This is a genomic window from Mesorhizobium sp. CA4, from assembly GCF_020165075.1.
Taxonomy (GTDB): domain Bacteria; phylum Pseudomonadota; class Alphaproteobacteria; order Rhizobiales; family Rhizobiaceae; genus Mesorhizobium.
This window is the reverse complement of record NZ_JAIUHK010000024.1, coordinates 29,889-52,323: the sequence shown is the minus strand read 5'-3', so window position 1 is coordinate 52,323 and position 22,435 is coordinate 29,889. Positions and strand designations below refer to the sequence as shown.

Annotated in this window: 25 protein-coding genes, 1 tRNA gene and 1 pseudogene; 19 read left to right on the top strand and 8 right to left on the bottom strand. The window is 63.6% G+C overall.

From position 1 onward, the window contains the following. The first annotated feature begins 77 nt into the window (after positions 1-77). The 5 genes from plsX to LB528_RS19695 all read left to right on the top strand — a co-directional run bounded on the left by plsX (position 78) and on the right by LB528_RS19695 (position 3,624). Positions 78-1,148 (top strand): phosphate acyltransferase PlsX, encoded by a 1,071-nt coding sequence (plsX, locus tag LB528_RS19715; RefSeq protein ID WP_224509215.1) that lies wholly within the window; start codon positions 78-80, stop codon positions 1,146-1,148. A 9-nt stretch (positions 1,149-1,157) separates the two neighbouring features. Further along, positions 1,158-2,129: a beta-ketoacyl-ACP synthase III gene (locus LB528_RS19710; protein WP_224509218.1), complete on the top strand. Its 972-nt coding sequence runs from the start codon at positions 1,158-1,160 to the stop codon at positions 2,127-2,129. Positions 2,130-2,232: 103 nt separating this feature from the next. After that, positions 2,233-2,556, top strand: coding sequence for an integration host factor subunit alpha (locus LB528_RS19705; RefSeq protein ID WP_040983242.1), 324 nt, complete (start codon positions 2,233-2,235; stop codon positions 2,554-2,556). Between the two features lie 131 nt (positions 2,557-2,687). Continuing rightward, the gene (locus tag LB528_RS19700; protein WP_224509221.1) at positions 2,688-3,227 is read left to right on the top strand and encodes a MerR family transcriptional regulator; all 540 of its coding nucleotides are present in this window, start codon (positions 2,688-2,690) and stop codon (positions 3,225-3,227) included. Between the two features lie 94 nt (positions 3,228-3,321). Further along, the gene (locus LB528_RS19695; RefSeq protein WP_224509224.1) at positions 3,322-3,624 is read left to right on the top strand and encodes a hypothetical protein; all 303 of its coding nucleotides are present in this window, start codon (positions 3,322-3,324) and stop codon (positions 3,622-3,624) included. Between the two features lie 212 nt (positions 3,625-3,836). On the opposite strand, the gene LB528_RS19690 is transcribed toward LB528_RS19695, so the two are convergent. From LB528_RS19690 to LB528_RS19680, 3 genes and pseudogenes are all read right to left on the bottom strand, one after another. Beyond that, positions 3,837-3,989 (bottom strand): hypothetical protein, encoded by a 153-nt coding sequence (locus LB528_RS19690; protein ID WP_224716000.1) that lies wholly within the window; start codon positions 3,987-3,989, stop codon positions 3,837-3,839. A 116-nt stretch (positions 3,990-4,105) separates the two neighbouring features. After that, positions 4,106-4,306, bottom strand: coding sequence for a hypothetical protein (locus tag LB528_RS19685; RefSeq protein ID WP_224715999.1), 201 nt, complete (start codon positions 4,304-4,306; stop codon positions 4,106-4,108). Positions 4,307-4,530: 224 nt separating this feature from the next. Beyond that, positions 4,531-5,071 (bottom strand): annotated as a pseudogene (locus LB528_RS19680) (hypothetical protein). Here LB528_RS19680 and LB528_RS30440 point away from each other — a divergent pair. The 8 genes from LB528_RS30440 (at position 4,956) to LB528_RS30600 (ending at position 12,628) form a co-directional block, all read left to right on the top strand. Then, a complete protein-coding gene (locus LB528_RS30440; protein WP_224716028.1) occupies positions 4,956-5,246 on the top strand; it encodes a hypothetical protein in 291 nt (96 codons plus the stop codon). The pseudogene LB528_RS19680 and the gene LB528_RS30440 overlap by 116 nt on opposite strands. A gap of 170 nt (positions 5,247-5,416) precedes the next feature. Beyond that, a complete protein-coding gene (locus tag LB528_RS19670) occupies positions 5,417-5,683 on the top strand; it encodes a helix-turn-helix domain-containing protein (protein WP_224509233.1) in 267 nt (88 codons plus the stop codon). A gap of 204 nt (positions 5,684-5,887) precedes the next feature. After that, entirely contained in the window at positions 5,888-6,346 is a 459-nt protein-coding gene (locus LB528_RS19665) for a YbaK/EbsC family protein (protein ID WP_224715998.1), read from the top strand. 250 nt (positions 6,347-6,596) lie between these two features. Then, positions 6,597-7,925, top strand: coding sequence for an NAD(P)H-dependent oxidoreductase (locus LB528_RS19660; protein WP_224715997.1), 1,329 nt, complete (start codon positions 6,597-6,599; stop codon positions 7,923-7,925). Between the two features lie 2 nt (positions 7,926-7,927). Beyond that, positions 7,928-8,959 (top strand): thiamine pyrophosphate-dependent dehydrogenase E1 component subunit alpha, encoded by a 1,032-nt coding sequence (locus LB528_RS19655; protein WP_224715996.1) that lies wholly within the window; start codon positions 7,928-7,930, stop codon positions 8,957-8,959. After that, entirely contained in the window at positions 8,959-9,957 is a 999-nt protein-coding gene (locus LB528_RS19650) for an alpha-ketoacid dehydrogenase subunit beta (RefSeq protein WP_224509247.1), read from the top strand. Before LB528_RS19655 ends, LB528_RS19650 begins: the two co-directional genes overlap by 1 nt. 3 nt (positions 9,958-9,960) lie before the next feature. Next, a complete protein-coding gene (locus tag LB528_RS19645) occupies positions 9,961-11,325 on the top strand; it encodes a pyruvate dehydrogenase complex dihydrolipoamide acetyltransferase (protein WP_224715995.1) in 1,365 nt (454 codons plus the stop codon). A 592-nt stretch (positions 11,326-11,917) separates the two neighbouring features. Then, positions 11,918-12,628 (top strand): DUF930 domain-containing protein, encoded by a 711-nt coding sequence (locus LB528_RS30600; protein WP_411962216.1) that lies wholly within the window; start codon positions 11,918-11,920, stop codon positions 12,626-12,628. An 83-nt stretch (positions 12,629-12,711) separates the two neighbouring features. Here LB528_RS30600 and LB528_RS19635 read toward each other — a convergent pair whose 3' ends face one another. Together LB528_RS19635 and LB528_RS19630 are read right to left on the bottom strand one after the other, a co-directional pair. Beyond that, complete coding sequence (locus LB528_RS19635; protein ID WP_224715993.1) at positions 12,712-13,386, bottom strand: HAD family hydrolase; 675 nt, start codon at positions 13,384-13,386, stop codon at positions 12,712-12,714. Positions 13,387-13,476: 90 nt separating this feature from the next. Continuing rightward, positions 13,477-14,118: a hypothetical protein gene (locus LB528_RS19630; protein WP_224715992.1), complete on the bottom strand. Its 642-nt coding sequence runs from the start codon at positions 14,116-14,118 to the stop codon at positions 13,477-13,479. A 189-nt stretch (positions 14,119-14,307) separates the two neighbouring features. Here LB528_RS19630 and LB528_RS19625 point away from each other — a divergent pair, with 189 nt between their 5' ends. Genes LB528_RS19625 through ptsP form a run of 5 tightly spaced genes read left to right on the top strand, consistent with a single transcriptional unit; the run spans position 14,308 to position 19,017 of the window. After that, a complete protein-coding gene (locus LB528_RS19625; protein WP_224715991.1) occupies positions 14,308-14,745 on the top strand; it encodes a transcriptional regulator GutM in 438 nt (145 codons plus the stop codon). Between the two features lie 53 nt (positions 14,746-14,798). Continuing rightward, the gene (locus LB528_RS19620; protein WP_224582194.1) at positions 14,799-15,566 is read left to right on the top strand and encodes a PTS glucitol/sorbitol transporter subunit IIC; all 768 of its coding nucleotides are present in this window, start codon (positions 14,799-14,801) and stop codon (positions 15,564-15,566) included. Positions 15,567-15,581: 15 nt separating this feature from the next. Next, positions 15,582-16,586, top strand: coding sequence for a PTS glucitol/sorbitol transporter subunit IIB (locus LB528_RS19615; protein WP_224715990.1), 1,005 nt, complete (start codon positions 15,582-15,584; stop codon positions 16,584-16,586). A gap of 26 nt (positions 16,587-16,612) precedes the next feature. Further along, positions 16,613-16,993, top strand: a complete 381-nt coding sequence (locus LB528_RS19610; RefSeq protein WP_224715989.1) for a PTS glucitol/sorbitol transporter subunit IIA — start codon at positions 16,613-16,615, stop codon at positions 16,991-16,993. 47 nt (positions 16,994-17,040) lie between these two features. Continuing rightward, complete coding sequence (ptsP, locus tag LB528_RS19605; protein WP_224715988.1) at positions 17,041-19,017, top strand: phosphoenolpyruvate--protein phosphotransferase; 1,977 nt, start codon at positions 17,041-17,043, stop codon at positions 19,015-19,017. A gap of 18 nt (positions 19,018-19,035) precedes the next feature. Here ptsP and LB528_RS19600 read toward each other — a convergent pair whose 3' ends face one another. Continuing rightward, positions 19,036-19,821 carry a hypothetical protein gene (locus LB528_RS19600; RefSeq protein WP_224715987.1) on the bottom strand — a complete coding sequence of 262 codons (786 nt, stop codon included), beginning with the start codon at positions 19,819-19,821 and terminating at the stop codon, positions 19,036-19,038. A 152-nt stretch (positions 19,822-19,973) separates the two neighbouring features. On the opposite strand from LB528_RS19600, the gene LB528_RS19595 reads away from it, so the two are divergent. Further along, entirely contained in the window at positions 19,974-20,987 is a 1,014-nt protein-coding gene (locus LB528_RS19595; RefSeq protein WP_224715986.1) for a sugar-binding transcriptional regulator, read from the top strand. Positions 20,988-21,051: 64 nt separating this feature from the next. Here the strand turns inward: LB528_RS19595 and LB528_RS19590 are convergent. Both LB528_RS19590 and LB528_RS19585 read right to left on the bottom strand, forming a co-directional pair. Continuing rightward, positions 21,052-21,128 (bottom strand) — tRNA-Pro (locus tag LB528_RS19590). Positions 21,129-21,182: 54 nt separating this feature from the next. Next, a complete protein-coding gene (locus tag LB528_RS19585) occupies positions 21,183-22,430 on the bottom strand; it encodes an O-antigen ligase family protein (protein ID WP_224716027.1) in 1,248 nt (415 codons plus the stop codon). Between the last annotated feature and the right edge of the window lie 5 nt (positions 22,431-22,435).

Here is a 22,435-nt window from a genome sequence, read left to right as displayed (position 1 = left end):
TTCGCCGAACCTTCGCGAGCCCCCTTACCTTGGCAGGCGTCCGATGCAAGCCAGGCAAACCGTGAGAAAAATACTACGTGATCAGGATTTCCATCGATGCCATGGGCGGCGATCACGGACCGAGCGTGATCATCCCGGCTCTGATGACCGTCGCCATCCGCCGTCCTGACATCCGCTTCGTCATCTACGGCCGCGAAGACGTGGTGCGACCCGAGCTCGCCAAGTTTCCGAAACTGGGCGAGGTGAGCGAGTTCGTCCATTGCGAGGTCGCCGTGCGCATGGACGACAAGCCGAGCCAAGCCTTGCGCCACGGCCGCTGGAAGTCGTCGATGTGGAAGGCCGTCGAGGCGGTCAAGAACGGCGGCGCGCAGGCCTGCATCTCGGCCGGCAACACCGGCGCGCTGATGGCGATGTCGAAATTCTGCCTGCGCACCATGGCCACCATCGACCGCCCTGCGATCGCGGCGCTCTGGCCCACGACGCGCGGCGAAAGCGTCGTGCTCGATGTCGGCGCCACCATCGGCGCCGATGCGCATCAGCTTATCGATTTCGCCATTCTGGGCACCGGCATGGCGCGCTCGGTGTTCGGCATCGAACGCCCGAGCGTCGGCCTGCTTAATGTCGGCGTCGAGGAGATCAAGGGCCAGGAAGAAGTCAAGGAAGCCGGCCGCATGCTGCGCGAGGCCAACATGGCCTCGATGAATTATCGTGGCTTCGTCGAGGGCGACGACATCGGCAAGGGCACGGTCGACGTGGTGGTCACCGAAGGCTTTGCCGGCAACATCGCGCTCAAGACGGCCGAGGGCACCGCAAGGCAGATCGCCGGTTATCTGCGCGCCGCCATGAGCCGCACGCTCATGGCCAAGATCGGCTATGTCTTTGCCAAAGGCGCCTTCGACAGGCTGCGCGAAAAGATGGATGTCGGTCGCTCCAATGGCGGCGTCTTCTTGGGATTGAACGGTATCGTGGTGAAGAGCCATGGCGGCGCCGATTCGGATGGCTTCGCGGCTGCCATCGAGCTCGGCTACGATATGGTGCGCAACAATCTGCTTGACCGGATCGAGGCCGACCTCGATCTGTTCCATGCGCGCAACCCGACTGCGCAGGCAAACAGGAAATCCGGCGTCGTCGCCGACGCCGAGGAATAGGAAAGAGCCTTGATCAGATCAGTCGTGCGCGGCAACGGTGCCGCGCTGCCCCGCCGCATCATGAAGAATGCCGACTTCGAAGGCATGGTTGAGACCTCCGACGAGTGGATCGTCCAGCGCACCGGCATTCGCCAGCGCCACGTCGCGGCCGACGACGAGACGACAGCCTCGCTCGGAGAGGCGGCGGCGCGCGCCGCGCTCGACAGCGCCGGCATGACGCCCGCCGACATCGACCTCATCATCCTGGCGACCTCGACGCCCAACAACACGTTCCCGGCGACGGCTGTCGAAATCCAGAACCGGCTCGGCATGCATCACGGCTTTGCCTTCGACATGCAGGCCGTGTGCTCGGGCTTCGTCTACGCCGTTGCCACCGCCGATCTTTATATCCGTGGCGGCCTGGCCAAACGCGTCCTGGTGATCGGCTCGGAAACATTTTCGCGCATCCTCGACTGGAGCGACCGCTCGACCTGCGTGCTGTTCGGCGATGGCGCCGGCGCGCTGGTACTCGAAGCGGAAGACGGCGCCGGCGCGATCACCGATCGCGGCGTTTTGGCGGCGAGTCTGCGCTCGGACGGCGTGCACAAGGACAAGCTCTTCGTCGACGGCGGCCCTTCGACCACGGGAACCGTCGGTCATCTCAGGATGGAAGGCCGTGAAGTGTTCAAGCATGCCGTCGGCATGATCACCGATGTCATCGAGGCGACCTTTGGCGAGGCCGGCATAACGGCCGAGGACCTCGACTGGTTCGTGCCGCATCAGGCCAATAAACGGATTATTGACGCTTCCGCCAAGAAGCTCGGGATTGCCGAAGAGAAAGTGGTGGTCACCGTCGATTTGCACGGTAACACCTCGGCTGCCTCGGTGCCGCTCGCACTCTCGGTGGCCGTCGCCGACGGCCGCATCAAGAAGGGCGACCTCGTGCTTCTCGAGGCGATGGGTGGAGGCTTCACCTGGGGCGCGGTACTGCTCCGCTGGTAAGTGCCGAACTCGCCGGTTCGGTTCTTGACCTTGCCGGATCAATTACTTAGGCTCTGCCTTTGCCTGTATCGATTTACGTTTTGCGAGCAGATGGGACGGTCGCATGGGGGGAAAGACACTTACGCGTGCCGACCTAGCTGAGGCCGTTTACCGGAAGGTCGGCTTGTCGCGAACTGAATCGGCGGAGCTCGTCGAGGCCGTCCTGGATGAGATCTGCGAAGCCATCGTCCGCGGCGAGACGGTGAAGCTGTCTTCCTTCGCCACCTTCCACGTCCGTTCCAAGAACGAGCGTATCGGCCGCAACCCCAAGACGGGCGAGGAAGTACCCATCCTGCCGCGCCGGGTGATGACGTTCAAATCGTCGAATGTGCTCAAGAACCGGATCCTGCGTTCGCACCAGAACAGCAAGGGTAAGGGCGGCAAATAATTTGCTGGCGAATACGGTTGAAAACTGCCGGCGGTTTTGAAGCCGGGCTTGAATATCGTTCCATAAATCGCTGAAATAAGGCGCGATTCGGCATCATGCCCGGATCGTGGTCCAGTGTGGAGGATTGGCCCATGGACAAGAGCCCCGATGCTTTCCGCACCATCAGCGAAGTCGCGGAAGACCTCGATCTGCCGCAGCACGTGCTGCGTTTCTGGGAGACGCGCTTCACCCAGATCAAGCCGATGAAGCGCGGTGGCGGCCGGCGCTACTACCGGCCGCAAGACGTCGAGCTGATCAAGGGCATTAGGCATATGCTCTACGATCAGGGCTATACGATCAAAGGCGTGCAGAAGCTGTTGCGCGAGAACGGCAACCATTTTCTGGTCGCGATCGGCAGTGGCGACATGGCCGCCGTGGAGGCGATCGCCCAGCGCCGCCAGGCCGAGCAGGTGCCGCTGACTGCGGCCGCGCAGCCGCGCGGCGACGACGACGCGCTGGTCGGCCAGCCGAAGGTGAAGCCCAGCCGCCGTTTCTTCGGCCTCGGCAAGAGCGACGACGAAGGTCCGGTTCAACCCGACTCTTCGAAATTGTCGCGTGACAATCGCGCCTTGCTGCAGGAGGCGCTGTTCGATCTTCTGGAATGCAAGCGCCTGCTCGACCAGGTTCGTTGAACGGGTCGTCATCGACTTGACGCCGCGCGGTCGGCCCGCAGGAACTGGCTCGCCGTCCGTGCGTTAGGCCTTCTCGAAGAGAAGGACAACAGGCATGGCATCGTTCTCGGACCTCTCCGACGTTGATATCGACAAGCAGGTCGCGGCGCTTTCGCGGCAATTGCACGATCTCAAGAAAGTTTTGGCCAGGCGCGGAGACGCCTATTACGAGGATAGCCGCGAGGCGGCGTCCGACTATTATTCGCAACTTGCCGAACGCCTCCAAGAGGCGTTGCCGGCAATAAGGCGCAGGGGCAGGGCGATCGAGCGTACGGCGCGCGACCATCCGGCGACGGCTGCCGCCGTTGGCCTCGTCGTGGCCGGGCTGCTTGCCGGCCTTTTGATCAGCCGGCGCTGATCGATCGGCGGGATTTGAAACAGAAATGGCGGCCGTCTCGACAGCCGCCATTTCCATGCCACGTGGCTACAGGCGATCAGTTCGCAAGCTTGAGCCGGCTCTTCGGGTCGACTTCCGCGCCATAGCCTAGAAGCGGCTAACTCGGCCGCCAGCTCGTCCGTCAGCGTCACGAACCGCGGATGGCGGTCGACGATCTTCCACCACAACATCAACTAGCTATAGCGCGTCGGAGCGGCGGGATTTGGCAGATGGCCGAGCTTCAGGGCGAAGCGGGTAACGAGAGCCGGGTGACGAAGCGTCAGGACGACACGAGCCCACCGCCGGAACCAGGCCATGTCCGGCCAGCAGATCAGCGCAGGCGTCATCAGCTACATTCCGGAGCGCGGTTCGACATCACCGGATGCTTAAGCAGAAGATCCGATGGGAAGGCCGGTCCGCTCTGGTGGCGAAGGCCTGCCTTCCTATCGGCAAAAGGGAACGATCAGTACTTCTTCGGAGCCATCTTCGTGTGGTGATGATGGCGGTGATGGCGGTGATGATGCCTGTGATGATGCCTGTGGTGATGACGATAATGATGGTGCTTCTTCATCGGAGCCGCGTCGGCGCTGGTGGCGCCGAGGATCGGCATGGTGAACGCCAGAGCCAGAGCCAGCCCGAGCGCGGAGAGGAGGGACTTCTTCATGACTTCGTTTCCTTATTTAAGCGGGCGTTCCGAGATCCACCGGAGCAAATCGGTGACCCTATGCCTCGCGAAAAAGACTATCCTCCTGGTTTTTTTCGACAATTTTTCCCAAATGTAGATTTTTGTTTCTGGATTATTTCTGAGAGGCCCTCATGCGCCGCGCCCGGCCTGACGGGTGAAGATTGCGCGATCTTTTCGAAATCCGAGGGTGCGGCCGCTTGGCCTCACATAGGCGGCGCGACACCGTGATTTCCGACCACGACGCGATTGGCGACGAGCTTGCCGTCGCCACCGCGCTCGGCGTTGACGAACACTGCGACGCCCGGCGTGAGATCCGCCGGCGTGGCGCTGGCGAATGTCACGATCGGTGCGGTCTGCGGGATCGCGATCTGTTTCTTCTGGCCGTTGTCATAGGTGAGCGTGACCGTGCGGCCCTCGATCTCGGTGACGTCGGCGACCGTGCCGTTGGTCATGCGGCTGTTGGGCTGCAAATCCCAGTCGCGGTCGCCTTCACCCGTACCCTTCAGAGCGGTGGGAAAGATCACGACTTCCAGCGCGCCGATGCCGCCGTCGGCCTTGGATATCGAGGCGATGCCGAGAAAATCACCCTGCTTGATATCGGCTGCCGATGCCTTGGCGACCGGCAAGCGTGATCGCATCGGTCTTGTCGTCACGGTCCTTCACCGTCAGCGTCGATCCGACAAGGCTGACGACAGTGCCTCGAATCCGTGCGGCATCCGCCGCCCATGCTTGCGTCGCGCCGATGACGCTTGAGATTGTGCCAAGCACAATTGCGAATGATTTCAAATTCATGGCATCGGGTCCTTCCGAGAACTTCCGGCGCCGTCTGTCGGCTGCCGGTGACGGAAAAGCGAACGAATCGGGACGTCGACAATTGCCGGCAAATCCGGTCTCGGACCTTTCAAAAGAACTTGATTGAACGCCGCGCGACCTTACATTGTGCAAAGCCTGAGGCACGGCCTAAACGCCGCTTCACGATGGCGTGACGCCGCATCGGTGCTCTTGGCAAATCATTTGTTAACGAGCATTCTCGCGCCCGTCTCAGGCAACACCATTTCATCAGACCCTGTTTCATCCCAAGGAGTTGCCATGCCCAACACCGCACGAAACGCTGTTTCGAATAACATTATTGCCGCGTCCGGCCTCAACCCGTTGAAAGCCGCTCGCGAAACGAGGGGATATACGATCGAGGAACTCTCTTTGACCTGCGGCCTCGCCGTGGGCGAGATCATCGATATTGAGGACGGCAAGGACGCCGACCCCGCCAAGCTCCGGCGCATCGCTTCGGCGCTGCAGATGCCGGAAGAGGAATTGATTAGAGTGCCGGCCGAAGAGAACCGGCCCACCCAGCAATAGAGACGCGAAAAGCGCCCATCGAAGAGCCCGCCGGGATTTCGCCCGGCGGGCTGTTTAGTGCCTGCACAGCGCAGGCGCTGGCTCTTGCCAACATCGGCTTCGCCACCGCTGCTGATCGAGCAATCCGGGAAAAGTGTGAGCGGTTTTCCGTCCGGAATTGCGTAAAAACAAAGAGACACTGGACAGGCCTGACGAGGAATTCACATGAGCTTGGAATCGGTTCGCGCCTTCTTTGCCGAGCACGCACCGGACTTGGAAGTCATCGTCACCGAGGCAAGCTCGGCGACTGTCGCGCTGGCGGCGGAGGCGCATGGTGTGACGCCGGCGCAGATCGCCAAGACGATCTGCCTGCGCATCGGTGAGGAGACGATGCTGGTCGTGACCAGCGGCGTCGCCCGGCTCGACAATCGCAAATTCAAGGACAGGATGGGCGGCAAGCCGCGCATGCTCGGCGGCGAGGAGGTGCTGGCCGTCACCGGCCATCCGCCGGGCGGCGTCTGCCCGTTCGGCCTGCCGGCGCCGCTGCCGATCTATTGCGACCTGTCGCTCAAGTCTTTCGACGAAGTCGTTCCCGCCGCCGGCGCCACCAATGCCGCGGTGCGCATCACGCCGCAGCGCATGGCCGATCTGGTCGGCGCCGTATGGGTCGACGTTTGCCAGTAACATTTCCCGCCTAGATATCTTTTTAGCGGTCCGCAAACGACTGCCGCGCGGCTTTGACCGGCAGCCGGCCGCGAGCACTCGCGTTTGGCTCGGCACAGGGCGGTCGCTCTCGAGGCGTTTCGTCATGCAACCCGCTCATTCCAAAAGCGTCGACTAATGACCAATTGCTGGACATTAGTCTTGACAGAAATACATATGTTCAATACCGGTCAAGCAACCGAACAGCATGCAATTGGGAGGAATACACGGTATGGCGTCCAATATTTCGTTGACGGGCCTTGCCCGCGATCTCGAGGAACGAGCCAAGTCCGGCAAGCCTATCCGCATCGGCCTGATCGGCTCCGGGGAAATGGGCACCGACATCGTCACCCGCGTCGCCCATATGTCCGGCATCGAGATCGGTGCCATCTCCGAATTGAACCTTCCCGCGGCCAGCAAGGCCGTCGATATCGCTTTCCAGGAAACCGGCCATGCGCGCGAGGTCTCCAATGCCTCGGCGATGACGTCGGCCATGGAGGCGGGCAAGATCGCCGTCACCAGCGATTCCAGCCTGATTATCGGCAACGACCTCATCGACGTCGTCATCGACGCGACCGGCGTTCCGGCGGTCGGCGCCGAGATCGGCCTGCGTGCCATGGAGCACGGCAAGCACCTGGTGATGATGAATGTCGAGGCCGACGTCACCATCGGCGCATATCTCAAGAGCGAAGCCGACCGCCTCGGCGTGACCTATTCGCTGGGCGCCGGCGACGAGCCGTCTTCCTGCATGGAGCTGATCGAGTTCGTCTCCGCCATGGGCCATCCGATCGTTGCCGCCGGCAAGGGCAAGAACAACCCGCTCAACATCGATGCCACGCCTCCGGACTATGAGGAGGAGGCGAAGCGCCGGCATATGAATGTGCGCATGCTGGTCGAATTCGTCGATGGTTCGAAGACCATGGTCGAGATGGCGGCGATCGCCAACGCGACCGGGCTGGTCCCCGACAAGCCGGGCATGCACGGCCCGTCCGCGACGCTGGGCGAATTGTCGAAGGTGCTGGTGCCCGAGAAGGATGGCGGCGTGCTGTCGAAGGTCGGCGTCGTCGACTATTCGATCGGCAAGGGCGTGGCGCCGGGCGTCTTCGTCGTCGCCGACATGTCGCATCCGCGCATTTCGGAACGCATGGAAGACCTGAAGATGGGCAAGGGCCCGTATTTCACCTTCCATCGCCCCTATCACCTGACCTCGCTCGAAGTGCCGCTGACCTGCGCCCGTGTCGTGCTCTACGGTAAGGCCGACATGGTGCCGCTGGCCAAGCCCGTGGCCGAGGTCTGCGCCGTCGCCAAGAAGGATCTGAAGCCCGGCGACAAGCTCGATGCCATCGGCGAATATTGCTACCGCGCCTGGATCATGACGGCGCCGGAAGCTCATGCGGCACGCGCTGTCCCTTGCGGCCTGCTGCAGGGCGGCTCTGTGACTGCGCCCATCAAGAAGGGCGAGCTCATCACCTATGCCAACGCGGCGCCCGCGCCGGGCTCGAAGATCGCCGAGCTGCGTGCCCGCCAGGACAAGCTCGTTTACGGCGCCGTGGAGGCCTGATCATGGCCGGAGCCAGCAAAGCCGCTGTCGTGGATAGCCGGGCCAACCTGCCTTTCGTCTATCGCCAGTACAGTCCGGAGCAGCTCAGGGAGGTGCTTCACAAGATGTACCTGATCCGCCGCTTCGAAGAGGGCGCGGAAGAGTGCTACACGCGCGGCCTCATCCACGGCACGATGCACCTGTCCATCGGCCAGGAAGCCAGCGCCATGGGCATCTGCATGCCGCTCGCCGCGGATGATCAGATCACCTCGACGCATCGCGGCCATGGCCATTGCATCGCCAAGGGCGCCGAGGTCAGCCGGATGTTCGCGGAGTTTTTCGGCAAGACCACGGGCTATTGCAAGGGCCGCGGCGGCTCCATGCATATCGCCGATGTCGCCAAGGGCAATCTCGGCGCCAACGGCATCGTTGCCGGTGGCATTCCGATCGCAGTGGGTGCCGCGCTCTCGTCCAAGATGATGAAGACCGGCAAGGTCGTGATCTCCTTCTTTGGCGATGGCGCCAACAATGAAGGCGCTTTCCACGAGGCGCTGAACATGGCGGCGATCTGGAAGCTGCCGGTGATCTTCGTGTGCGAGAACAACGGCTACGGCATGTCGACCTCGACGGCGCGCTCGACCGCGGTGAAGAACATCGCAGAGCGCGCGGCCGCCTATTCGATGCCGGGCATCATCGTCAACGGCAACATCTTCTCCGAGGTCGCCGAGGCGTCCTTCAAGGCGGTCGAGCGCGCGCGCGCGGGCGAGGGGCCGACGCTGATCGAATCCAAGACCTACCGTCATCGCGGCCATTCCAAGAGCGACCGCAACCGTTACCGCACCAAGGAAGAGATCGAGGATTGGATGGCGAACCGCGATCCGATCACGCTCTTCGAAACGGAACTCCGCGATTTCGGCTTCATCGACGACCAGGGCATCCAGGCGATCCGCGACGCGGTCGCCAAGGAGATCGCCGACGGCATCGAATTCGCCAAGGCGAGCCCGGCGCCGGAGATCGCCACCCTTCAGAACTATGTTTACACGGAGCAAGCGTGATGGACGCCGCGCTACGTGAACTGAGCTACGCCCAGGCGATCCAGGAAGCCATGGCAATCGCCATGGATATGGACGAGCGCGTCTTCCTGATGGGCGAGGACATCGGCGTCTATGGCGGCGCCTTCCAGGTGACCGGCGATCTGGTCGAACGCTACGGCACCGATCGGGTGATCGACACGCCCATCTCCGAACTGGGCGGCGCTGGCGTCGCGGTGGGCGCGGCCGTCACCGGCATGCGGCCGATCTTCGAATTCCAGTTCTCGGATTTCGCCACGCTTGGCATGGAGCAGATCGTCAACCAGGCGGCCAAGATGCGCTTCATGCTCGGCGGCGAGGTTTCGGTGCCGGTGGTGATGCGTTTTCCCGCCGGCTCCGGCACGGGTGCCGCCGCGCAGCACAGCCAGAGCTTAGAGGCCTGGCTCGGCCATGTGCCTGGCCTCAAGGTCATTCAGCCCGCGACGCCGCACGATGCCAAGGGCATGCTGCTTGCCGCGGTCGCCGATCCGGACCCGGTCATGATCTTCGAGCACAAGCTGCTCTACAAGATGAAGGGCCATGTGCCCGAGGGCCACTACACCGTACCAATCGGCAAGGCCGAAATCCGCCGCGAAGGCCGCGACCTCACCATCGTCGCCACATCGATCATGGTGCAGAAGGCGCTCGACGCCGCCGCTGCGCTGGAAGGCGAGGGCATCGACATCGAGGTGGTCGACCTGCGCACGATCCGCCCGATTGACAGGCAGACCGTCATCGACAGCGTGAAGAAGACATCGCGGTTGCTCTGCGTCTACGAAGCGGTGAAGACGCTCGGCATCGGCGCGGAAGTGAGCGCCATGGTCGCCGAAAGCGAGGCGTTCGACTATCTCGATGCGCCAATCGTGCGTCTTGGCGGCGCCGAGACGCCGATCCCCTACAATCCGGATCTGGAGAAGGCGACGGTGCCGCAGGTTCCCGACATCATCACCGCCGCGCGCGACCTCGTGAAAGGGGTTCGCTGAGCGATGCCGACCGAAGTCATTCTTCCCAAGGTCGACATGGACATGGCGACCGGGCAGATATCGCGCTGGTTCGCCGAGGAAGGCGCTCGCGTCAAGAAAGGCGACGTGCTCTTCGAGATCGAGACCGACAAAGCGGCGATGGAGATCGACGCGCCGGCCAGCGGCACGCTGCGCAACGTCACCGGCAAGGAGCGCGTCGACATTCCGGTCGGTGAACCGGTGGCATGGATCTATGCAGACGACGAAGTCTATGAATCAGGAACGACGCCGCAGAACAGGGCGCCACTCTCCCCGCCTGTGGGGAAGATGTCGGCCAAGCCAACAGATGGGGGCGCTGTCCCGCCAACGTCTCGTTCCTTCGCGCCCCCCTCTGCCCTGCCGGGCATCTCCCCCACGAGGGGCCAATCGCAGGGCGAGCGCGCAACGCCGCTGGCGCGCCGCTTGGCTCGCGAAGCCGGTCTTAGGATAGCCGAAATACAAGGCAGCGGTCCGCGCGGCCGCGTCGTGCGCGCCGACGTCGAAGCCGCAGTCGCCTCGAAAGGCGCGGCCACCCCTGGTCAGCCAGCCGCCGAGATTCCGGTCGAAATCCCGTCCGCTCCGGCGCCTGCACCCAAGCCGATGTCGGACGACCAGGTGCTGAAGCTGTTCGCCGAAGGCTCCTACGAGCTCGTGCCGCACGACAATATGCGCAAGACCATCGCGCGCCGCCTGGTCGAGGCGAAGTCCACCATCCCGCATTTCTATTTGACGCTGGACTGCGAGCTCGATGCGCTGCTTGCGTTGCGCACGCAGCTCAATGCCGCGGCACCGATGAGGAAGACCGAGAAGGGCGAGGTTCCAGCCTACAAGCTCTCGGTCAACGACATGGTGATCAAGGCCATGGCCATGGCGCTGATGGCGGTGCCGGATGCCAATGCCTCCTGGACAGAGAACGCCATGGTCAAGCACAAGCACGCCGATGTCGGCGTCGCCGTCTCGATCCCCGGCGGCCTGATCACGCCGATCATTCGGCATGCGGATGAAAAGACGCTGTCGGTCATCTCCAACGAGATGAAAGACCTGGCAAGCCGCGCCAGGAGCCGCAAGCTGAAGCCGGAAGAATATCAGGGCGGCACGACGGCGGTGTCCAATCTGGGCATGTTCGGCATCAAGGATTTTGCCGCCGTCATCAACCCGCCGCATGCGACGATTTTGGCGGTCGGCGCCGGCGAGGAGCGGGCGGTGGTGAAGAAGGGCGAGATCAGAATAGCCACCGTGATGTCGGTGACCTTGTCGACCGATCACCGCGCCGTCGACGGCGCGCTCGGCGCGGAACTGCTCGGCGCCTTCAAGCGCTTGATCGAAAACCCGATGGGCATGCTGGTGTAAGCCATTCCCTGCAGGGCCTTGATCCGGCTTGCTCTTACACCACCGGCCCTCCGATCACCGACTTGTCAGGCCGGCAGCTAGCGCAAATCCCGGCTGGCGCTTGAAGCCGCCGTCATTTCGTTCCACATCGGGCGCAATGAACTGCAAGGTGCGGGAATGGTTTCGGAATTGGCGGTGGGCCCTGGCCGCATCGCTATTCCTGCATGCCTTGATCGCGGCGTTCTTGTTCTTCGGCTTGCCGAGGCCCGACCAACTGCCGGACCAGCAGGAACAGCCGGTCAACGTCGCGATCGTGCCGCCGCCCGATCAACCCAAGCCGAAGCCCGCTCCAAAGCCGCCGCAGCCGACGCCTGAAAAGAAGGTTGAAAAGCCGCCTGAGCAGGCTGTGCAAAAGCCTCCGCCGCCGCAGCCGCCGAAACCGCAGGACATCCCGGTTCTGAAGCGCGTTTTCCAATATGGCGAGAAGGATGCCGGCCCGCAGAAATCCCTCGACGGCGGCAGCGCGCCAGCCAACGCGCCGTCGCCGGCCAAGGATGAACCCGCGAAGCCGCCTGTCGCATCGCAGCCCGCGCCCAGCCAGCCCGCTCCGCCTGTGACGCCAGCGCAGCAGGCGGACACCAATAAGGCTCAAGAGAAGCCGGCAACCGCCACGCCGGAGGAAAAACCCGCGCAAACCGAGGAGAAGCAGGCGACCGAGGACACCGATAAACAGCAGCCGGAAAAGCAGGAAGCTGCTCCGCAACCCGCCGAAAAGCAAGCTGCCGAAGCGCCAAAGCCATTGACGGCCGATGCCGGCGACAAGCCTGCGCCGGCCGAAAAGGCAAAGCCTAAGCCTTCCAAGACGATGAAGTTCAAATCCGCAAGAGCTTTGAGAGCGCCAAGCGGAGCCCCGGGAAGGTCAAGCCTCGCCGACAGCGAGGTCGCGGGATCGCCGATCTATTCCGGCCTGCCGGGCGTGAGAAAGCTCTACTCGCCGGGTGCAACCGGCAACGCGCTGGCCACAAGCTCAATGGAGAACGTGCCGCGCGATCAGCGCATTGCCAATCTTTGCGCCAACGTCCTGAACCAGGAATTGCAAAGTGCCGACTACTCGCCGAAATGGCTGCCGACCATTCCCCTGAAGCAGGGCAATGTTCTTAATCCTCCACAGGCCGCCTTCAGCACCACAACCCAATGGTACGATCTGAGCTTCCGCTGCGAGGTCGACGCCGATGCGACGAGGGTCCTGTCCTTCAACTTCCGCGTGGGGGGATTGGTCCCGCCCGGTGACTGGACCCGGCGTCGCTTCCCCAGTCTCCGCTAGAGCATGATCCCGAACCGAAGGCCAGCGAATGCAAAACGCGGGAACCGGTTTTCGGAGAAGATCATGCTCCAACAACAGTTAGCTCAGGCCGGGACGCCAAGCCCCGCCAGCTGCCGGCTGACTTCGTGCCAGTCGGCGCAGACGAAATCGGCACCGGCAGCCTTCAGCCGCGCGCCGTGCTCGGGATAGGTATGCCCGCCGCCGGTATAGCCGATCGCGATCATGCCGGCCGCCACCGCCCCCTGGACGCCGAACGGCGAATCCTCGACCACAATGCACTCGGCCGGTTTCGCACCCATCTTCTCGGCGGCGTAGAGGAAGATGTCAGGCGCCGGCTTACCGTTCTTCACCATGGAAGAGGAAAAGATCGCCTCGTCGAAGAAGCGTGACAGTCCGGTCACCGACAGGCTGTGGTTGATGCGCTCGACCGAGGATGACGAGGCGACGCAGCGGTTTTCGGCAAGCGCGCTCAGAAATGGCACGATCCCCGGTGTCGGCTTCAACTCCTCGGAAAAGAGCAGCTTGGTCTCGGCCCAGATTTCACCATCGGCGGTGGGCGGGAACTGATGTCCCGTCAGTTCCTTGATTTTGACGATGATGTCGGACTGCTTCATGCCGATGCATTGCGCGATGATGCCGCCATGGACGCCGGGCATGCCGTGTTTTTCGTAGACGCGCTCATAGGCTTTGGCGGCGAGCGGCTCGCTGTCGACGAGAACGCCGTCACAATCGAAAATCATCAGTCTGGATCGCGCCACGCGCCTCTCCCGGCTTCGATAACAATGTTGCACATCGCTATCGGTAAAAAGTCAGATGTACAATAGTGAGGCGGTTAGGTCCCCAACGCATCAAAGCTGGCGCAGCGCCTCGCTGACCGGCGAGGATCCAAGCGCGCGCTGCATGGCCTGGCGCGACTGCGCGCGGTCCGGCGTGATCCAGTTGGGCTCGGCGCCGAGGAACCGGTCGAGGAAGGCCACGGCGTAGGCGGGCATTTCCGTTGCGTTCTCGCGGTAGGACCACCATGTGCGCAGGTCGTCGGCGCATTTGTCGATGCTGGGCGCCGTGCCGAACTCCTGTTCGTGCACGGCCAGGATCGCCGACACGCAATAGTTGGTATAGAGAAAACCCTCCGGCCAGAAGCGCACGATTTCCGCCGTGCCGGCATTGGCTTCGGTCTCGATCATTTCGGTGAGTCCTGAGACCTCCCGCGCCGGCGCCTGCCGGATCAGCTCGCGCAGAACCAGCCCGGCGGCGAAGACGATGAAGTCGGCGCGGTCTATCGCCGCGAATCGCTTCTGCGCTTCCATGACTTCGATCCAGTCGAGAAAGGCGCGCGTCAGCTTGGCCTCATCGATCTCGAGGCGAACGCCGAAGGTTTCCGACACCACCTTTGCGCTGCTGCGGAAGGTGGCGCGGAACCAGCGCAGCTGCCGCAGCCGGTGACGAAGGTCCGGCATAAGCGCGAGTTCGTGCCTGAAAGGCAGATCCATGTCTCTAATCCCGTTTGACGACAGGCTAGCACAGGCGCTGCCGATGCCGAAATCGGTCAGCCGCCTGTGGAGCGTTACTGCGGCTAATATAATACATGTTGACATTCAAGGAAACAAATGTTCTCACTTTCGGGTCATCTCGCCTCCGTCCAATATGTGCCGGAGGAAGAGAATCGGGAGGAAACCGAAATGGCGATCTGGCAGTGGGCGCTGCTTCTGCTGTTTGTTGTCTGGGCGCTGCAATCGCTCGGTGTCTGGCTGCAGATGCGGCATTATTCGGACGTCTTCAAAGGTGTTAGCGGAGAGTTCAAGGACGGCTTCGTCGGCGCTGGTAATTTCCGCGGACGGCTGGCCAAGGGCACGATTGCGCTGATTGTCGTGACGCCGGACCTCATCGTGCGCCGCATGATGGTCATGAGCGGCCGCTCGGTGCTGACCAAGTTCAAGCGACATGAAGAATTCGAGGGCATCCCCCTCGATCGACTCCGGTCCAACCCTGCGATCATGGGGGAGGGGGAACCCGGTGTGGCCGAGGCCGTGAAACGGGCGATCGAGCAGATCGACCGCGCGAGGTCGGAGCCGGGGAAGAAGCCGGGCCTGTCCGGCTTGAACGTAGCAAGGGCTTAAACGGACTCCGGCAGCCGGCTGGGAATGACCGGCAGGGGTCATAAGGAGGAGAAATGTCTGTAATTGCACTATTGGCGCAGCATGCCGACCTGGCGGTACATAACCTGCATGTCGCAGGCACCATGGTCTCGGATGCTGCCTGGCACGGCAAGCTCGGCGTCGAGCATGCCACCGATCATCTCGTGGTCCTGGCGCAGGCGACGACCGACAATGCGCCGGTCACCGCCGATCAGCTCAAGGAACAGCTGAAGAACGTGCAGCAGGAAGAGCAGCTCGGCTGGCTGACCGCGATCGGCAAATATTTCATCGGCATCTTCCAGAAGGGCGGCGAAGTGTTCGCCGGCTTCGTCACCGGCATCATCCCGACCCTGGTCGTGCTGATGACCGCCTTTTACGCCGTCACCGAACTGGTCGGCGAAGAGCGCGTCCACGGCCTGGCGCGCGGCGCCGGCCGCATCGCCCTGACCCGCTATACGGTGCTGCCGGTCCTGTCGGTGTTCTTCCTCACCAACCCGATGGCCTACACCTTCGGCTCCTTCCTGGAAGAAAAGCACAAGCCTGCCTTCTACGACGCGGCAGTGTCCTACGTGCATCCGCCGCTCGGCCTGTTCCCGCACATCAACCCCGGCGAATATTTCGTCTGGGGCGGCATGCTGGTCGCGCTGCTCGACCTCGAGAAGCGGGGCGTCATCGCCAATGGCTACCACGTCAAGGTGGCGATCTGGTACGCCATCGTCGGTCTCGTCGTCATCCTGCTCAAGGGCATCCTGACCGAGCGCATCACGGCCATCATGGCACGCCGCCAGGGCGTCGAGCTCTAAGGGCGGGAGGACACCATGGCCAAGACGTACAAGGCAGTAAAGATCTCGAGGGGCTCCACCGGTTGGGGCGGGCCCCTGGTCATCGAGCCGACCGAACAGCGCAACAAGGTCGTGTCGGTAACCGGCGGCGGCATTCATCCGGTGGCGCAGCTGATCGCCGACATGACCGGCGCCGAGGCGGTCGACGGCTTCAAGGCGCCGCCGATCGAAAGCGAGATGGCGGTCGTCGTCGTCGACTGCGGCGGCACCGCGCGCTGCGGCGTCTATCCGCGCAAGCGTATCCCGACCGTCAACCTGACGCCGGTCGGCCAGGCGGGCCCGCTCGCCCAGTTCATCACGGAAGACATCTACGTTTCGGGCGTGAAGCCGGCCAACGTCACAATGGCGGACGGATCCGAACCGGTCACCACTGCGGGGGGAGCAGCATCGATGAGTTCAAGCAACAACACCACTGCCAGGGCGGCCGAGCCGCTGCCGAGCGAAGGCGGGCTTATCGGCCTGATCAGCTCGATCGGCCGCGTCATGGGCCGTGTGGTCGGCATTTTCTTCAATTCCGGCCGCCGCACCATCGATCAGGTCGTCCGCAATGTGCTGCCCTTCATGGCCTTCGTGACCATGCTGATCGGCCTGATCCTCTATACCGGCATCGGCGACGTGCTGGCGCAGCCGATGGGTCCGCTGGCCAACAACATTGTCGGCCTGCTGGTCATCTCGGCCATCTGCGGCCTGCCGTTCCTGTCGCCCATCCTGGGGCCGGGCGCGGTCATCGCACAGGTCATCGGCGTCGCCATCATCGGCCCGCAGATCGCCAACGGCACCATCTCTCCCGCAATGGCTCTGCCGGCGCTGTTTGCCTACAACACGCAGGTGGGTTGCGACTTCGTTCCCGTCGGTCTGGCGCTCGGTGAGGCCAAGCCGAAGACGATCGAAATCGGCGTGCCGGCGGTGCTCATCAGCCGCCAGATCATGGGGCCGGTCTCCGTGCTGATCGCATGGATCGTCTCCCTGATCGTGTTCTAAAAACGCGTAACAACGAGGTTCGCCATATGTCGGTTCTTCTTAAGACACGGGTCACAGCAATAGGACCCGAAGTGGCGGACCTCGCCGAGGGCGGCGTGGTCATCCTTTTCGCGGATGGCTCGCCTCCCGAACTGGCCGAAGTTTCCGTGCTGCATAGGACGGAAGAAGGCCCGAGCGACGATGCGCCGGCGACAGGCGCCTCGATCACGCTCGGACCGGTTTCGGCGACGATAACGGCGGTCGGCTCCACGGCCTGGAGCAAGGTCCGCGAAATGGGTCATGTCGTGATCTCCTTCAACGGAGCATCCGAGGCCGAACGGCCGGGCGAGGTTTGCGCATCCGAGGTCGATACCGGGGCGCTCGTGGCGGCGCTGACGCCAGGCGCTGTCATCACCATCGCCGCCTGATAATATCCGCGCTGTCTGTCGACGGCGCCCAAACCTAGAGTATTGCCATGGAACGCTCGACCATCGTCAGAGTGCACGAAGGTTTGCACGCCCGTCCCGCCACGCGGTTCGTCAAACTTGCCAAGGGTTTCGAATCCGATGTCGAGATCGTCAAGGACGGCAAGGCAGTCAGCGCCAAGAGCTCGGTCAAGCTGATGCTCCTGGCTGTCAAGGAGAACCAGGAAGTCACCGTGCGCGCCAACGGCGCCGACGCGATCGAGGCAATCGAGGCGCTGATCGGCTATCTTGAGAACCCCCGCGCCGGCCTCGACGATGAGAACGAGGCGGGTGATGAGGGCTCGGAAGCAGCCGCGCCTGCCCGGAAGGCAACACCGGCTGCCGCACCCACGGATAGGACACCCGAGCTCCAGGGCGTCGCCGCAAGCGAGGGCGTGGCGATCGGGCCGGCCTTTGCCCATTTCCCGCCGGAAATCGAGGGACCGGACAGACGCCTGCAGGCCGATGAGATCGAAGGCGAGCTCAAGCGCTTCCGCGGCGCCGTCGCCAGCGTCCAGGCTCGCATGGACCGCACACTTGCCGAGAACAATCTCTCCGCCGGCGACCGTGGCATCGTCGCGGCATTGCGCGACATCGCCGCCGACGACAGCTTGACCGGCGAGGTCGAAAGGCTGATCCAAGGCGGTGAGGATGCAGTCTCGGCGGTCATCGCGGCCGCGGCCACCATCGCTGCCGATTTCAGCGCGGTTGACGACCATTATCTCAACGCCCGGGCCGACGACGTCCATGCCGTCGGCCGGCAGGTCTGCCTGGCGCTGCTCGGCCAGGACGAAGTCAGCCTGGAAACCATACCGCAAGGCGCGATCCTCATTGCCGACGACATTGGCGCCTGGGATCTGGCGCGCGCGCCGCTGAAGCGCATCGGCGGCGTGGTCTGCGGCCATGGCGGCGCCACATCGCATATCGCCATCATCGCCCGCTCGCACGGCATCCCGGCCGTGCTGGGTCTCGGCGACAAGATCAACGAACTGCGCACCGCCAGGGAGGTGGCGATCGACGGCAGTGCCGGGCATGTGATCGTCGATCCGGACGAGGCCGCGCGTGCAGACTTTGCCCGGCGTGTCGAGGCAGCGGCGCAGGAGCGCGCCGGGCTAAAAGTGTTCAAGAACGTGACCCCGACCCGCGCCGACGGCACGGTGATCGAGGTCGCGGCCAACATCGGCTCGCTGGAGGAGATCGAGGCGGCGCAGGAAGCCGGCGCCATGGGCGTCGGCCTGTTCCGCACCGAGTTGCTCTTCATGCGCCACATGCATCTGCCGTCGGAAGAGATGCAGGCCGAAACCTACAGCGCGCTGGCCAGGGCCTTCGCGCCGCATCCGGTCATCGTTCGCACGCTCGACATCGGCGGCGACAAGCCGATCGCGGGCATCGAGTTTCCCGACGAGGAAAACCCCTTCCTTGGCTGGCGCGGCATCCGCATGTGCCTGGACCGGCCCGATATCTTCAAGAAGCAGCTGCGGGCGCTGTTGCGCGCCGCCGTCCACGGTAACATCAAGGTCATGCTGCCGATGGTTTCGGAGATTGCCGAGGTGACGCGCACGCGCGCGCTGGTGGAGGAATGCGCGGCGGAATTGAAGACCGAAGGCGTGCCGCATGCGGGCTTCGACCTCGGCGTCATGATCGAGACACCCGCCGCCGTGCTGATCGCGCCCGCGTTGGCGAAGGAGGTGGCGTTCTTTTCGATCGGCACCAACGACCTGACCCAGTACATCATGGCCGCGGACCGTCTCAATCCGACGGTCGCAAAGCTCAACGACGTCACCAATCCGGCGGTGATGTCGGCGATCGAGCTGACGGCGAAGGCCGGTGTCGCCGCCGGCATCATGGTGGGCATGTGCGGCGAGGCCGCCGGCCGTCCAGACCTGATCCCGATCTTCATCGGGATGGGCCTGACCGAGCTCAGCATGAGCCCGGCCTCGATCCAGCGCGCCAAGAAGACGATTGCGGCCACGGCGGCCGAGCAATAGCGGATCCCTTGCGGGCGGTTACGTCAGATGCGCGAGCAGGGTGGCGAGAACCGGTGTCAGTTCCTGGACGGCATTGGCCTGGACGCAAGCCTGCCGGATGCGATCCTCCCGCACTTGGGCCGCCAGTACCGCGATCTCGAGAATGTCGGGCTCGGGCGTGCCGCCGTCCGCCTTGGTCGCCAGTCCGCAGGCAAGCACCACGGGCGCGAGGCACCTGATGTCGAGAGACCGGTCGCCGGCTATCGCCGGGCCTGTCCCGGTCTCGCCAGGCTGAACCGGACGGTGGTTGAGGCATTCGACGAGGAGAGCCGCGCAGGCCGCCGCGACCTGGTCGGTGGAGGCCGTTTCCGCGGTCGCGCCAGCCAGAAGATCCGCGTGGCGCTTGCGCATCGCGACATGCACTGCCGAAAAACTCGCCTCGTGAACGCGGGGATTGTCGATGCCGTACCCGGCGAGAACCGCGCGGGTCAGATAATACATGTCACGCCTGAACTGACGCTCGCCGCTGATCTGCCGGTCTTCGCCGCCGTGCGGGAAATAGGCCCGCAGGCTTTTCACGGTCGTGCCGTCGACCTTGAGCGGCCGGGAATGCGGAACGAAGGATTCGGCGATCGTCAGCGCCTCGTCGACGGCGCTCGCGGCATGGCCGAGCAGGCTGCGGCCCGGAAAGGGTGGCAAATTGGCGGTGATGTCGCGCGGGGCTTCGCCGGCGCTGTCGTGGCGGCTTTGGCGGATCGCGTCGCGCAGTTCCCGAAGCCGGTCCTTCAGGTTGGCGCGGACATCCTCGGAGATTTGTCGCAGCATCGCCAATCGCCTCGAAATACTGAAGCCGCTCACGGCTTGGGGCGCCAGTCGCCCTCTCTAGATTGTTCGTCTCGATTGGTAGATCAATAGACGCTATTTAACCAGCATGCAGAATCGGCGAGGCGGTGCCATCGCCGGAGTTGGAGGGGAACTTGGGCAGGCGACGGCAGGGCGAACCAGAAAACGGCAGGGCGGCGGCCGAGGCATCCGAGCAGGTCGTCAGCGAAAGCCGGACCGATCGCCTCAGGATCCGCGCCGCCTGGATGTATTTCGTCGAACAGATGACGCAAAACGAGATTGCCGATGTGCTCGGCGTTGGCCGCGTCACCATCGTGCGCATGCTGGCAGAGGCGAGGGCACGCAACGAGGTGAAGATCACCATCGAGAGCGAGCTTTTGGAGATTGTACGGCTGGAGCGCACGCTCGAACAGACCTTCGGACTACAGCAGGCGCTGGTGGCGCCGCTCACCGATCCCAATGCCGATCCGATCCCGGCGATCGCCGCCAGGACCGGCATGTTCCTGTCCGACGCGATGAAATCCGGCATGCGGGTCGGCGTCGGTTGGGGCGTGACGCTGTTCAACACCTTGCCCTTCATCAGCGCCAAATCGCTCACCGATTTCAGCGTGATCTCGCTGCTTGGCGGCGTCGGCGTCGCGCGGCGGGTCAATCCGGCAGAATTCGCCTGGCGCTTTGCCCAGATCTTCCAGGGCGACGGCTATCTGATGCCGACGCCGGCCGTCGTCGACAGCGTCGAGACAAAGATCGCGCTGGTCGAACGCTGCGGCCTGCAGGAGATCTTCGAGATGGCCGACGCGCTCGACGCCGTGCTGCTGAGCGTTGGCGGCATTGCTTCGGCCACCACCTTCTCGCGCGGCGGCTTCCTCAAGGAAGCGGACCGCGAGGCGCTGCTTGCGCGCGGCGCCGTCGGCGACCTCCTGTTCCATTTCTACGACCGCAACGGCGATCTGGTCGACCATCCCGTCAACAGCCACGTGATGTCGGTGGATGTCGACCGCCTGCGCAAGGCGCCGATCCGCATCCTCACCTCCGGCGGCGCGGAGAAGACCGAGGCGCTGCTCGGCGCCATGAACCTGATTGCGCCGACGATCCTGATCACCGACGAGGAAAGCGCGCGGCGCATGCTCGCGGCACACGAGGCTTAGAGCGGCGGGCATAAACGCACCACGCGCGGTTCGTGCCGCCTTCGCGGGGGATTTCAAGGAAAAATGGTCGGAGTGGCCGGATTCGAACCGACGACCCCTTGACCCCCAGTCAAGTGCGCTACCGGGCTGCGCTACACTCCGGACCGGGTGGCGATGTATCGTGATAAGGCGGTGCGGGTCAACCGAATTCGGTGCCTATCGCGCAGGTGAAATTGCAAGGAGGGATTCAGGTCTTGCCAACCGCAATTCCCGCTGTTGCCGGTACTCCAGCGCGATCGCGCCCCAGATCAGGCCGAGCAGCAGGTAAAGGTGGCGCCAGTGGTCGATGTCGATGAAGGTGCCGAGCCCGATATTGCCGAGATAGGTGACATAGGCGCAAAGCAGATAGGGCTGCCACGGCCGGTCGCGCAGAAGGATGCGGAAGCCGGTCCCGATCGTCCATAGCGTCAGCGTCAGGAAGGAGACGAAGCCGAGCCAGCCATAGTCCATCAGCGCCTTCAGCCAGATGTCGTGCGTGTCCTCGCCATAGATCGTGCCGAAGACCAGCGGGCCGATGCCGAACGGGTGCTCCATCGCCAGCTGGAAACCGATCGAATAGCGGGCGAAGCGGCCAAGCCGCGCCGAGTCATAGCTCTGCTCGAGTTGTGCGCGCTGCGTGAACATGTCCGACACGCCGGGCAACTGCAGGATGACGATGAAGGCGATGACCAGCAGCGCCATGGCCGCGATCGTCATCACAACTACGCGCAGCCGGAACTTGCCGCTGGCGCTCTGCAGGAAGAGGCACGCGGTGAGCAGCACCGCCGACACGGCGAACATGCCCCAGGCGCCGCGCGAGAAGCAGAAGAAGATGCCGGCGCTGATGACGAGCAGCGGCACAGCCAGAAGCGGCATGCGCGACACCGGGCCGGTCAGGAGCAGGTAGAGCAGGTAGGTGCCGGGCAGCACCAGGAATGGGCCGAACACGTTCGGGTCCTGGAAGGCGCCGGCGGCGCGGTCGTATTTGGTGAACATTTCCGCGCCCGGAAAGGCATGGAAATAACCGGCGATGCCGAGCAGCGACGTCGCCACCGCCGACACGACATAGGCGATGAAAATCAGCCGGTAGAGGCTGGGTTGTACCGAGGTCACCGAAGCGAAGAACACCGCGCTGAAGGCGAGAAACAGCGAGACGGCGAGATAGAGCGGCGTGTTGGCGAGGTCCGCCATCTGCGTCATGGCAATCATGCCGCCGATGTTCATCACCACCAGAAGCACCAGCAAGGGCACCATCGCGCGCGAGATCCGAAGCCCGAACAGCGCCCAGACCGCGATCAGCCCGGCCATGTAGATCTCGTAAGGCGCGGGCTCGCTGATGACGAAGCCGGAGAGCAGGATGCCGATGCCGATCGCCGCCGACGCGATCAGCGAGATCAACTTCGCGTTGACCACCGAAGGCGGCAAGGGAT